We start from the raw sequence: 12,027 nt of genomic DNA on the forward strand, positions 1-12,027 counted from the left end.
CGGCGACAGGGAGGATGGCAGTGCAGGCGGAACCGGTGCTTGTGGCAGGATTGATCGAGGTGTGCCGCGCGACCATCGCGGCAAACAGCGATCATCTCTGCGCGCTCGATCGCGCCATCGGCGATGGCGATCACGGAACCAATATGCGGCGCGGCTGCGAGGCAGTGAGCGCCGAAGGCGAGAGCCTCTCCAGCCTGCCCTTCCCCGACGCCGTGGAAAAAATCGGCCTGACCCTGGTGATGAATGTCGGCGGTGCGGCCGGGCCGCTCTACGGCACGCTGCTGATGGAGATCGGCCGCGAGCTTCGCAAAAGTGATGAAAAGGCCGATTTTTCGCAGGTGCTGAAACAGGCGATCGATGCCGTGGCCAGACGCGGTCGCGCGCATGCCGGCGACAAAACCCTGCTCGACGTACTCTATCCCGTGCATGCGGCACTCGCTAGCCGCTCGCCGCTCGGCGCCATCGCCCGCAGGGCCGAGCGCTCCGCCAACCGCACTGCTGAGATGAAGGCAATGCGTGGGCGCGCGGCCTATCTCGGCGACCGCTCCATCGGTCATGTCGATCCCGGCGCGTCGAGCTGCGCGCTGCTGACCACGGCGATCTGCCGCTATCTCGGGGAGCACCGTCCGCAATGAGTGGAAAGACCGCAAATGTGGGTATCGTGATCGTCTCTCACTCGCCGTTGGTGGCAAAGGGGATCGCCGACATGGTGCGGCAGATGGTCGGCGACTGCGTGCCGCTCGCTTGGTCGGGCGGTAACATCCATGGCGAGCTCGGTACCGATGCCGACGGCATTCTGAGGGCGATCGAGGCTGCCTGGTCCGATGCCGGCGTCGCCGTCTTCGTCGATCTCGGCGGCGCCGAAACCAACAGCGAGATGGCGATCGAAATGCTGGGCCTTCCCCGCGCGGCCCTCGTCTCCATCTGCAACGCGCCTTTGGTTGAAGGCGCCGTCATCGCCGCCGCCGAGGCGTCGGGGGGCGCGTCGCTGGCCAAGGTCGTCGCCACAGCCGAGGAACTGTCCCCCTGATGACGAGCGGATTGCGTAGCGAAAAACAGGAGCCCGATCCATTGCACGTGAATTGCCAGACGGAGGTGGAAGTCAAGCACGGTGTCGGGCTGCATGCCCGCCCCTCCGTCACCTTCACGCGGCTTGCCAAGTCCTTCCCCTGTTCGATCGAGATCGCTGTCAACGGCAGCGACGTCTGGCTGAACGGCAAGAGCATCATCAAGATCATGGGCGCGAGAATCCGAAAAGGGTCGATCCTCAGGATCCGCGCCGACGGCATTCTCGCCGAAGAGGCGATCCGCGCCCTGAAGGAACTCATCGAGCGCAACTTCGATGAGGAAAAGAAACATGGCCGAACCGCTTAGGCTGAAAGCAAAGAGCGCATCCCCGGGCATCGCATCCGGCCCGGCCTTTCTGGCCGAGCGGCCGGACGCCGCCCCCGCGCCTCGAACGGTCGGTGGATTCGGCGCGCTGGAGAAGGCGATCGACATCTCGATCGGCGAACTCGAGCACCTTGCCGAGGGCGCCGACGCCGAAAGCCGCGATATCATCGATTTCCAGATCGAGGTGCTGCGCGATCCGACGATTGCGGAAGCAACAGGCGCGCGCATGGAAGAGGACCACAACGTCGTCTTTGCCTGGGTCGCCACCCTCGACGCCTATATCGGTGAACTCGAAGCGGCCGACGAGGAGCAGATGCGAGCGCGCGCCGTCGATATTCTCGACATCAAGAACCGCGTGCTCGGAGCGCTCGCCGGCACCCCGATCGCCGATTTCCCGCCCGGCTCGGTCTTCGTTGGCAAGGATATGGAGCCGAGCCGCTTTCTTGCCCATGACTGGTCGAAAGGCGGCGGCATCGCGCTGTTTGCAGGCAGCACCGCCGGCCACGTCGCCCTGCTTGCCCGGGCGAAATCTGTGCCGATGGTGGTCGGCACGGGCCGCTTTTCGGCAGCAGATGGAGATCCCGTTCGCGTGGATGGCGACGCCGGTGCGGTCGTCCTGAAGGCGGGCGGCATGCTGATTCCGGCACCGGCACAAGGACCTGCCGGCGACACGCAGACTGCCGGCGGCGAACTGCGCACGGCGGATGGCGTGCCGATCCAGCTTTCCATCAACATCAACGATCCCGCCGAGATCGACGCGCTCGATCCGGCAACGGCCGGCGTCGGCCTGATGCGCTCGGAATTTTCAGTCACCTCGATCGCCGATGCCGCCAACGAGGAACGGCAGCTGGCGATCTATCGCCGCGTGCTGGAACAGGCGGGCGAGAAGCCGGTGATCATAAGAATGCTCGATATTGGCGGCGACAAGCCGGTCGCCGGCCTGGATGACCTGCCGGCTCTCGCTGCCTCGGGCCTGCGCGGCATTCGGCTGCTGCTTGCCCGGCCGGAGATCGCCCGCGTCCAGGCCCGCGCCCTGCTGCGCGCCGCCGTCTTCGGCAGGCTTTCGGTGATGCTGCCGATGGTGACCTTTCCCGACGAGATCGACAGGATGCGCGAGTTGTTCCGCGAAGAAGCCGAAAAACTCGGCCGCCGTTCTCTGCTCCACCGAATGCCGCCGATCGGCATGATGGTGGAGGTACCCTCAGCCGCATTGATGCTCGACACCTTTGGATCTGCGGCTTTCTTCTCGTTCGGAACCAACGACCTCACCCAATATCTTGCCGCCTCCGCCCGCGACGATATCGACGCCGATGCCGGCAAGGCCGCACCCGCCGTGCTCCGGCTGATTGCCCAGGCGGTGAAGCTGACCGCCGGCAAGCCCACCAGCATCTGCGGCGACATGGCCGGCAATCCCAGCTATCTGCCGGGGCTGCTCGCCGCCGGCCTGCGGCATTTTTCCGTGGCGCCGGCCCGGCGTCCCGCGATAAGATCGGCGATCATCGGCCTCAACGCCGATGGCACAAGGGCAGCCGGAGAATAGGATGGCGCGCGAAGACACCGAAGACGCCATTATCGCCTACAAGTCCATTCTGGCGCAGATCATCGACAACAGGCCATCGGGCACGCGCCAGCGCCTGGCGACGGCGCTTGGAAAACATCGCAGCTTCGTCACCCAGATCACCAGTCCGACCTATGCAACGCCGCTGCCTGCGCGCCATCTGGCCACCATCGTCCGCGTCTGCCATTTCAGTGCCGCCGAACAGGAGCGCTTTCTCGAAGCCTATCAGGCCGCCCATCCCGGCAAGCTGCCGGACCTCGGCCATTCCGAGAAATTGCGGCACTTGTCGCTGATGGTGCCCGACTTCGGCGACGACAGGAAAAACCGCCTGCTGGAAGAGGCGATCTCAGATCTGGTGCAGAAAATCGTCGCGATATCGGGTGCGGAATGACGCGTGCGCTGATTGACGTAACATAATGCTTTTGGCCTTGGGAGGGGCTTGATGAAGAAGTTCATGAACACTGCGGAAACCATGGTCGCCGAAAGCGTCGAAGGCTTCGTGCGCGCCCATGAGACCTTCGTGGTGTTCGGAGCCGAGCGCAAATGCATCCGCCGCCGCCATCTCACGCCTGAAAAGGTGGCGCTCATCTCCGGCGGCGGCGCCGGCCATGAACCGATGCATATCGGCTTCGTCGGCCACGGCATGCTGGATGCCGCCTGCGTCGGCCATATCTTCACTTCGCCGACGCCGAGCCAGATCATTGCCGCCATCGAGGAGGCCGATACCGGCGCCGGCTGCCTGCTCGTGGTCAAGAATTACGACGGCGACCTGATGAATTTCGAAATGGCGATCGAGATGGCCGGCGACCGCCACAGCCTCGACATGGTCGTCGTCAGCGACGATATCGAAACGTCGAGAACAGGCGAAGACCGTGGCCGGCGTGGCGTCGCCGGAACGCTCATCGTCGAAAAGCTCCTGGGTGCTGCTGCCGAACGCGGCATGTCGCTTGCCGAGTTGAAACAGCTCGGCGAAGGATTGAACACACGCATCCGCTCGATGGGTGTGGCGCTGAACGGCGTGACGGTGCCGCAGACCGAGCGCACGACATTTGCGCTCGAACCCGGCGAAATGGAAATGGGCGTCGGCATCCATGGCGAGCCCGGCCATGCCAGGCAGCCTTTCGCCGCCTCCGACGCCATTATCGGCCATCTCTGCGAGACCATCGCCGGCGACATCGCGGCAACGCCTGATACCAAGGCGTTGCTCTTCGTCAACGGCCTCGGCGGCACGCCGCCCGCCGAACTTTACCTCGCCTATAATGGCGCCCGCCGCTTCATCGAGGAAAGAGGCATCGCGATCGAGCGCTCACTGGTCGGAACCTACGTCACCTCGCTCGACATGCAGGGACTGTCGGTCACCCTCGCCCTGCTGACCGACGAGGAGATCGCACTCTGGGACGCGCCGGTGGCGACGGCCGCGCTGCATTGGCCGTGACAACTCCCAAGGGCGTCAGATGTAAAGTGGTGCCATCTTCCGCCAGGCGCCGGCGCGGTGGGCGCGTCCATCCCAGACATGCAACTGATGACCGACATTCTTGTCGGCGAGCAGCCGGCTGAGATAGCGGTTGTTGTCGAGGAAAGGGTCGGCGTCGCCGATGGTGAGAACGATCTCTAGCTGACGCAGCCTGTCGAGCCGCCAGTCGTCACCAAGCCCCGGCAGGAAATGCGCCGGCGTATGGAAATAGACGCTGTCGTCGTAATAGCCGTCGAACAGGTCGCCGAAGGATTCCACCCTCATCGTCAGGTCGTAGCGGCCGGAAAAGGCGACGAGCTTGCGGAAGAGATGCGGATGGCGGAAGACGAGGCTCGCCGCCTGGAAGGCGCCGAGGCTGCATCCGTGCACGATGGTGCAGTCGTGCGAGTTCTTCGCCGCCATCAGCGGCAGCACCTCGTTGAGGATATACTCTTCCAGAGCGGCATGCCGGCGGATGCGTTCGGCCGGATGGCGATGGAAGCCATAGAGGCTCTCGGCCGCCAGGCCCTCGATGCAATAGAGTTGAAGTTGCCCGGCCTGCAGCTTGTCGGCAAGGCTTCCGACCAGGCCGAGCTGCTCATATTCGAAGAAGCGCCCTTCCCGCGTCGGGAAAACCAGAACCTTGGCGCCGGCATGGCCGAACACCAGCATCTCCATGTCTCGATGCAGCCGCTGACTGTACCAGCGCAGATATTCGCGGTTCATGGCACCCTGAAAAACTGTCCCACCTTGTCGCGGAGAACCGCCTCTTGCTCAGCGCTGCCAGGATAGTCGAAGTGCCCCGCATCCAGGATGAAGATTTCATTAAATTTGGGTATCGCATTTGCGACGGCGAACTGACAGGGCGGCGCCACCGAAGGATCGAACAGCGCAACGGCAACCAGCATCGGCACCTTGATCCGCGAAGCGGCTGTTGCAGCATCGTATAGGCGAAGCGTCCCCAACACATCCGCGTGTTTCTTATAATACTCCTGCACCGACTGCGCACTGCCGACGCTCGGTAACATCAGCCGCAGCGGCTGATGCCCGAAACTCGGCAGCGCCAGATGGCCGCGATCGATGCGCTCGTCGTAGGCGATCGCCATCGCCCCGACGCCGCCGCCGAAGCTGATGCCGCTATAGCCGATGTGCCCTGAAAGCCAGGGATAGAGTGACGTAAGCGTCGAGACGGCAAGCCAGATATCCTCGACGCAGCCGCCGATGATATAGGATTTCGGCTTGTCGATATCGTGCAGCACATGCCAGGACGGGTTCTCGGAGATCGGCGGATGCGCGCTGAGCGACAGCCCCCGGCAGCAGGGAAAGATGAGTGCCGTTTCCCTGACCGGCAGATCGAAATCAGGATGATCCCGCCCGCCGTAACCGTGCCCGACAACGAGGCCGCGCCGCACCTGCCCTTCCCGCGGCAGGAGCAGCCAGCCGCCGATCCGAAACTCGCCGGTCGAGAGATAGACGAGGTCGAGCACATGCCAGTCAGCATGGGTGATCCGACTGCGGGAAAGCACCGGCTGCGGATCGACCGTCAGCGCCGCGAGATAACGCGCCTTCCAGAATGCATCGAAGCAATCAGGCGCCTCGGGCGGCTCGACCGCAAGAAGCTCTTCGAGCTGCACGCCGTAGGTCGGATCGAAGTCGAAGGGATGTGTCGTCGGAATACTCATCCAAGGCTTGTCTCGTGAAAAGGCCGGCGGCGCAAGACTCTGCCTTAGCCAGCCGATAAACCTTACCGGTACTCGGACACCTTTACGCGGCGTCAGTCGCCTCGTGTCGCCCGGATGTGACGAAGAGCCTGCGGCCAACGGCGCGCGCAGTCTCCAGATGGGCGGCCGCATGGTCCAGTCCAGCTTCGAGCAACAGCTCCGATGTCACGACGCGGGCGCCGCAATAGTCGAAGATCCCGTGATCGATCTGCGTCTTCATGGCGCCGAGATAGCCGTGCCGCATATAGGTCCCGGCATCGGCGCCGCCGAGGCCGACCAGATGCACCGGCAGGCGGCTAAGCAGCTTCACCAGCCCGGTATCCGGGCGATCGTCGTAAGCCCAGCCATTGGTGAACACCCGGTCGATCCATCCCTTGATAAGCCCCGGCATCGACCACCAGTAGACGGGATAGACGAGCACCAGCGCATCGGCACGGTCGATCCTTGCCTGCTCGGCGGCAACGTCGGCGGGCAGCACCCCTTTCCTCAGATGCAGAGCGATATCGGCGGCGGTGAACCGGGGATCGAAGCCCTCGGCCGCGAGATCGGCAAACTCGACGGAATGGCCTGCATCGGAAAGTGTGACACCTTCGGCAAGATGGGCGGCCACGCCGTGGGTGAGCGACTGGGGATCGGGATTCGCGACGACGATGAGCGCGTGCATGCAGAAAACTCCTGTTGAGTGATTGCGGACGGAAGTCGCGGGCTGTATACCTTTGGTAAGCTACTTTCAGTAAGTTACCTTTGGTATATAGTGATGTCAAGCGCCGAAACAACAGGTCAGCCGACCGATCCGCAACCGCGCCGCCGACTGTCGCGGCAGGATCGGCATCGCCAGTTGCTCGACGTCGCTTGGCAGATCGCCCGTGACGAGGGAACGGAAGCGCTGACCCTCGGCCGGCTTTCCGAGCGGGCGGGCGTAACGAAACCCGTGGTCTATGATCATTTCGAAACCCGCCCCGGCCTGCTCGCAGCGCTCTACCGCGAATTCGACGCCCGCCAGACGGCTGTGATGGACGCAGCCCTTGCGGCAAGCCAGCCGTCGCTCGCCGACCGGGCCACAGTCATCGCCACCTCCTATGTCGACTGCGTGCTTCTTCAGGGCCGCGAAATCCCCGGTGTGATCGCAGCACTTGCCGGCTCGCCGGAACTCGAAAGGATCAAGCGCGAATATGAAGCCGCCTTCATCGAGAAATGCCGCATCGCGCTTTCGCCCTTTACCGGTGCCGGCACGATCGCCGCAGCCGGCCTCTGGGCCATGCTCGGCGCCGCCGAAGCCCTCTCTTATGCCGCCGCGTCGGGCGACATCACCGCCGTCGAGGCAAAGAACGAACTCTTCGAAACCATCGTCGGGATGGTGGCGAGAAGTATGGGCGGCGGCACGCATCCCGATCACCTGCGCAATACGGCTGGCCTCGCATCGAGATGATCCGGCGGGAATACCTGTATCGAATCCACCGCCCGCTTCGCCATGGAACTCGGTTATTTCGCGACCCTGGTGAGCGACGCGACGGCCGCCTTCTCGCACCTAATGAGGCATGCTGCGCACAAGCTGAACGGCCCGACCTACGCCCATGCTATTCTGACGACGGCCGAACTCATCGAAGTCTTGCCCAAGGCGTCTGCTTCAAAGGACAATGCCATGACCATGCTCTTCAAAATGCTCACAAGTGCCGGCTCGGAATCCCTGAACCGCGACCGGCGCAGGTTCCTGACCACCGCGGCGATCGGGATCGCCGCCGCGGGCGCGACCAGCCTGTTTCCGTCCTATCCGGCATCGGCTGCCACGGGAGATGCGATCCGCCCGTTTCGCGTCGACACTCCCGAGGCGGACCTCCTCGACCTTCGCCGGCGCGTGCTGGCAACACGCTGGCCCGAACGCGAGACGGTCGACGACCAGTCGCAGGGCATACAGCTCGAAAAGATCAAGCCGCTCGTCGATTATTGGGGCACCGGCTACGACTGGCGAAAGGCGGAAGCGAAGCTGAACGCGCTGCCGCAATTCATCACCGAGATCGACGGCCTAGACATCCACTTCATTCACGTCCACTCGAAACATCCGAATGCCCTGCCCGTCATCATCACCCATGGCTGGCCGGCATCGGTATTCGAGAGCCTCAAGATCATCGGCCCGCTCACCGATCCGACCGCTCATGGCGGACGCGCCGAAGATGCGTTCGACGTGGTCATTCCGTCGATGCCGGGCTACGGCTTCTCCGGCAAGCCGACCGGCACCGGCTGGGGACCGGACCGCATCGCGCGCGCCTGGGCGGAACTGATGAAGCGCCTCGCTTACAGCAGCTACGTCGCCCAGGGCGGCGACTGGGGCTCGCCGGTCTCCGGCGCGATGGCACGGCTCGCGCCACAAGGTCTGCTCGGCATCCACATTAACCTGCCGGCTGTCGTGCCGCCCGAAGTTGCCGCAGTGCTCGCCGCGGGCGGGCCGGCGCCGCAGCGACTCTCCACCGAGGAACGCGCGGCGTTCGATGCCCTCAGCGCCGCAGCCAAGATGGGAAACAGGTCCTATGCCACGATGATGGGCACGAGGCCGCAGACGATCGGCTACGCCATATCGGATTCGCCGGCCGGCCTTGCGGCATGGACGCTCGGTCATCCAGGCTTCACGCACTGGACCTACGACAGCAGCGATCCCGAAAAGTCTCCCGATGAGGTGCTCGACGACATCACGCTTTACTGGTTGACCAACAGCGCCGCTTCCTCGGCCCGGATCTACTGGGAATATGGCGGCGGGCGCAGTCCCGTCCTTGCGGCCGGCGAGAAGACCTCCAAGATCGCGCTTCCGGTCGCCATCACCGTCTTTCCTGGGGAGAGCTATCAGGCCCCGGAGACATGGGCCCGTCGCGCCTATCGCAACCTTATCTATTTCCACAAGGTCGACAAGGGCGGCCACTTCGCCGCCTGGGAGCAGCCGGAGCTCTTCTCCGCCGAGCTTCGAGCAGCGTTCAGGCCGCTGCGCCGACCGATATGAGAGGAGCGGCGGCCCCTCGCCACTCAGGGATGCTGCCGCCTGGTATGAATGTCCATGATCGGCACCGGGGTCGCCTCCCTTGGCGCCAAGCTCACGGATTCCAGCCGCCGCTGCCATAGGGGCGCGTGATGATTTCAACCAGATGGCCGTTCGGATCTTCGAAATAGACCCCGCGCCCGCTGTCGTGGTCATTGGTCTCGCTCGGCTTCCGCTGGCCGGGGTCAGCCCAGTAGCGCAGGTTCCGCTCGCGAATTCGATTGAATATCGCCTCGAATTCACCGTCTCCGACCAGGAAGGCATAGTGTTGGCGGACGATCTCGCCTTCCGTATCCATATAATCGAGATTGGCGTCATTGTCGGTCGTGACCATGTAGAACGGCCCCCAGCGCCGCGGCGCCGGCAGCCCCAACATGTCGGCCAGAAAATCTGCTGAGGCCTTGCTGTCGCGAGCCAAGAGGATTGTATGATTGAAGTGGATGGCCATAGCGGTCTCTCGCAAACGAGGTGAACTGCAACCTCGATGGAGGCTTAGCTCGGTTAAACACCCTCGGCCGCCTCTTGTTCCGAACCTCGGCCAAACTTGACGCGACCGTCGCGGCATCATGGCCCATCACCAAAGCAAGCCGGTGACCAGCGGGCGAACGGCCTGCCGCTTCCCGGCCTCGGCATCAGTCCGTATTCTGCCCCGCCGCCTTGAGGATCAGCTTTGTGATCTCGTCCGGGTGGGAGATCAACGACAGATGGCTGGCCTGGATTTCAATGGTCTTTGCTCCCATGCGTTTGGCCATGAAGCGTTCGAGATCGGGATTGATCGTCCGGTCCTCGGTCGAGACGGCATACCAGCTCGGCTTCGAACGCCAGGCGGCCTGTGTCGTCTTGCCGGTCAGCAGCGCCTTTTGGAACGGTTGCTGCACAGCATAGAGAACTTTCGCTTTCGCCTCCGGCAGGTCGCCGGCGAAATCACGCAGGAAGGCTTCCTCGCTGAGGCGTCCCTCGTCGCCGTCGAAGACGATGCCGGCCGAAGCCGGTGGAGTCGGGAAGGTCTTGGCGAGAGCAGTATAATCCTCGCCTGCATCCGGCGCCCGCGCCGCGACATAGACGAGCGCCGAAACATCCGGGTGCACGCCGGCCTCCGTGACCATCATGCCGGAAAACGAATGCCCAACCAGAACCGTCGGACCGTCCTGCCGGTCGAGCACCCGCTTCACGGCAGCGACGGCCTCGGGCAACGTCGTCAGCGGGTTCTGCACCGCCGTGGCATTGAGCCCGCCCGCCTGCAGGCGGGCGATCACCTCGGTCCAGCACGAGCCGTCGGCAAACAGCCCGTGCGCCAGCACGACGTTGCGCGCCTTCACAGGAACAGATGTCGCGGCCATGCCGCGGGTGGCAAGCAGAGAAGCGGCGGCGCCGGCAACAAGGGCGGCCGAGAAAGTCCGTCTGTTCATCATCATGATCTGGTTCCTTGTGCGTCCAGGAATTGAAGGATCGAAAGCATGTCGGCTCGGGACCGAGGAACGGAAGCCAAGTCAAAATCGGTTGGTCTGATGCCATGTCGGAACGGTTCGCTTTGCCCGGCTCCAGGCGCTGGCCTTCGTAGCGTTGCGAGTTCCCGTCGTATTCAAATTCGGTATTTGAAGCGGTTTTGCGTATGCAAAAGCCCGCTTACTGGAGATTTATGTATTCCCATCTGACATAAAGTCAATTATTGAATACGTAACACCTTCGTGATGCCGCACATGTATACGCCGAACGGTCAAGCAATCGCATTTGCATACACGGGCGCTTGGGGACGATGCCTGAAACAGATTGGAGACAACGGAATGGCAAATGGTTTCGAAACCGGGGATGACGGCGATGATCGCGGATTGCTCTCCGACCGCATTCGCAACGCCCTGACCGATGAGATCGCCGCCGGCACGCTGGCGGCGGGCGCAGCGTTGGACGAACAGCAGCTTGCCGATCGTTTCGGCGCCTCCCGCACACCGGTTCGCGAAGCGCTGCGTCAGCTGGCTGCGGGCGGCCTCGTCGAGCTTCGCGCCCGGCGCGGCGGCGTCGTCGCCCGTATGACGCCGGAACGCATCATGGAGATGTTCGAGACGGTGGCCGAGATCGAGGCGGTATGTGTCAGGCTCGCCACCTACCGCATGACGCCGCTGGAGCGGAGCCACCTGATCGAACTGCACGACCTCTCAGAGCCGATTGTCGAAGCCGGAAATTTCGACGCCTATGACAGCTTCAATCGCCAATTCCATGAAGCCATCTATCACGCCACCCACAATGGCTTCCTTGCCGAACAGGCGATCGCCGTGCGCAACCGCCTGAACGCCTTCCGGCGCACGCAATTGCGCCAGGGCGAACGGCTGCGCCGATCCCGGGACGAACACGAGGCGATCATGCAGGCGATCGCCGAAGGCGATGGCGAAATGGCATCGCGACGCATGCGCGCCCACATGCTGAATGCCGCCACGTCGCTGCGCCGTTTCATCGAAGCCAACAAGCCGGCGTAAGTTCGACGCCCTACGGCGCGGGGCAGCGGTATTTGTAGGCGATCAACGTCGTCATCAGCTCGTCGCCCGTGGCCTCGCGTATGCCGGGATTCTCTTCCAGGAATGTACACAACGTATTGCTGATTGCTTCCGCCGTCGTTCCCACCGGCACACAGACGTTTACCCCAACGGAGTTGGCAAAATACGCCGAGTTCACCATTGCTTTCGGCGCGGGAACGACTTCGGTGAAAATTCGGCGGGCCAGATACTCGTCCCGGTTCCACTTGTCCAACCAACCCGCGACATATCCAACGACAAACTGCCGTGAGCCGCCGCAATCAGAATAAAGGAGGTCACCGCTGGAAAATCCGGCGGGAATCTTTGCAGAAACCGTTGCCAAAAGGGTGGCGATAAGAATGCCCGACATC

Annotated in this window: 15 protein-coding genes; 9 read left to right on the plus strand and 6 right to left on the minus strand. The window is 63.3% G+C overall.

Translation table 11 applies throughout. The features are described from left to right. The first annotated feature begins 14 nt into the window (after nt 1-14). From dhaL to CUJ84_RS12770, 6 genes are read left to right on the plus strand one after another with little or no spacing between them, the layout of a single operon-like run. On the plus strand, nt 15-635 hold the full coding sequence (gene dhaL, locus CUJ84_RS12745) for a dihydroxyacetone kinase subunit DhaL (RefSeq protein ID WP_105006469.1): 621 nt from the start codon (nt 15-17) through the stop codon (nt 633-635). Then, nucleotides 632-1,030 carry a dihydroxyacetone kinase phosphoryl donor subunit DhaM gene (gene dhaM / locus CUJ84_RS12750; RefSeq protein ID WP_105006470.1) on the plus strand — a complete coding sequence of 133 codons (399 nt, stop codon included), beginning with the start codon at nt 632-634 and terminating at the stop codon, nt 1,028-1,030. Before dhaL ends, dhaM begins: the two co-directional genes overlap by 4 nt. Then, entirely contained in the window at nt 1,030-1,374 is a 345-nt protein-coding gene (locus CUJ84_RS12755) for an HPr family phosphocarrier protein (protein ID WP_026230806.1), read from the plus strand. Before dhaM ends, CUJ84_RS12755 begins: the two co-directional genes overlap by 1 nt. Continuing rightward, on the plus strand, nt 1,358-2,932 hold the full coding sequence (locus tag CUJ84_RS12760) for a putative PEP-binding protein (protein WP_105006471.1): 1,575 nt from the start codon (nt 1,358-1,360) through the stop codon (nt 2,930-2,932). Before CUJ84_RS12755 ends, CUJ84_RS12760 begins: the two co-directional genes overlap by 17 nt. Nucleotide 2,933: 1 nt before the next feature. Further along, on the plus strand, nt 2,934-3,341 hold the full coding sequence (locus CUJ84_RS12765; RefSeq protein WP_003540656.1) for a hypothetical protein: 408 nt from the start codon (nt 2,934-2,936) through the stop codon (nt 3,339-3,341). A 51-nt stretch (nt 3,342-3,392) separates the two neighbouring features. Next, complete coding sequence (locus CUJ84_RS12770; protein WP_105006472.1) at nt 3,393-4,385, plus strand: dihydroxyacetone kinase subunit DhaK; 993 nt, start codon at nt 3,393-3,395, stop codon at nt 4,383-4,385. A gap of 15 nt (nt 4,386-4,400) precedes the next feature. Here the strand turns inward: CUJ84_RS12770 and CUJ84_RS12775 are convergent, their stop codons facing one another. The 3 genes from CUJ84_RS12775 to CUJ84_RS12785 form a co-directional block, all read right to left on the minus strand. Beyond that, nucleotides 4,401-5,129: an esterase family protein gene (locus tag CUJ84_RS12775; protein ID WP_105006473.1), complete on the minus strand. Its 729-nt coding sequence runs from the start codon at nt 5,127-5,129 to the stop codon at nt 4,401-4,403. Then, nucleotides 5,126-6,085 carry an acetylxylan esterase gene (locus CUJ84_RS12780; RefSeq protein ID WP_105006474.1) on the minus strand — a complete coding sequence of 320 codons (960 nt, stop codon included), beginning with the start codon at nt 6,083-6,085 and terminating at the stop codon, nt 5,126-5,128. The genes CUJ84_RS12775 and CUJ84_RS12780 overlap by 4 nt, the downstream gene beginning before the upstream one ends. Nucleotides 6,086-6,167: 82 nt before the next feature. Next, complete coding sequence (locus CUJ84_RS12785) at nt 6,168-6,788, minus strand: NAD(P)H-dependent oxidoreductase (protein ID WP_105006475.1); 621 nt, start codon at nt 6,786-6,788, stop codon at nt 6,168-6,170. 93 nt (nt 6,789-6,881) lie between these two features. Here CUJ84_RS12785 and CUJ84_RS12790 point away from each other — a divergent pair, with 93 nt between their 5' ends. Further along, nucleotides 6,882-7,553, plus strand: coding sequence for a TetR/AcrR family transcriptional regulator (locus CUJ84_RS12790; protein ID WP_105006476.1), 672 nt, complete (start codon nt 6,882-6,884; stop codon nt 7,551-7,553). Nucleotides 7,554-7,595: 42 nt separating this feature from the next. Then, nucleotides 7,596-9,113 (plus strand): epoxide hydrolase family protein, encoded by a 1,518-nt coding sequence (locus tag CUJ84_RS12795; protein WP_105008178.1) that lies wholly within the window; start codon nt 7,596-7,598, stop codon nt 9,111-9,113. 91 nt (nt 9,114-9,204) lie between these two features. Here CUJ84_RS12795 and CUJ84_RS12800 read toward each other — a convergent pair whose 3' ends face one another. Continuing rightward, nucleotides 9,205-9,597 (minus strand): VOC family protein, encoded by a 393-nt coding sequence (locus tag CUJ84_RS12800; RefSeq protein WP_105006477.1) that lies wholly within the window; start codon nt 9,595-9,597, stop codon nt 9,205-9,207. A gap of 184 nt (nt 9,598-9,781) precedes the next feature. Continuing rightward, on the minus strand, nt 9,782-10,564 hold the full coding sequence (locus CUJ84_RS12805; RefSeq protein WP_105006478.1) for an alpha/beta fold hydrolase: 783 nt from the start codon (nt 10,562-10,564) through the stop codon (nt 9,782-9,784). A 369-nt stretch (nt 10,565-10,933) separates the two neighbouring features. Between CUJ84_RS12805 and CUJ84_RS12810 the strand changes: the two genes are divergently transcribed. Further along, complete coding sequence (locus tag CUJ84_RS12810; protein WP_105006479.1) at nt 10,934-11,620, plus strand: GntR family transcriptional regulator; 687 nt, start codon at nt 10,934-10,936, stop codon at nt 11,618-11,620. A 10-nt stretch (nt 11,621-11,630) separates the two neighbouring features. Here the strand turns inward: CUJ84_RS12810 and CUJ84_RS12815 are convergent, their stop codons facing one another. Beyond that, a complete protein-coding gene (locus CUJ84_RS12815) occupies nt 11,631-12,026 on the minus strand; it encodes a Rap1a/Tai family immunity protein (protein WP_105006480.1) in 396 nt (131 codons plus the stop codon). Nucleotide 12,027 lies beyond the last annotated feature (1 nt).

It is taken from the genome of Rhizobium leguminosarum (genome assembly GCF_002953715.1).
GTDB classification, from domain to species: domain Bacteria; phylum Pseudomonadota; class Alphaproteobacteria; order Rhizobiales; family Rhizobiaceae; genus Rhizobium; species Rhizobium leguminosarum_V.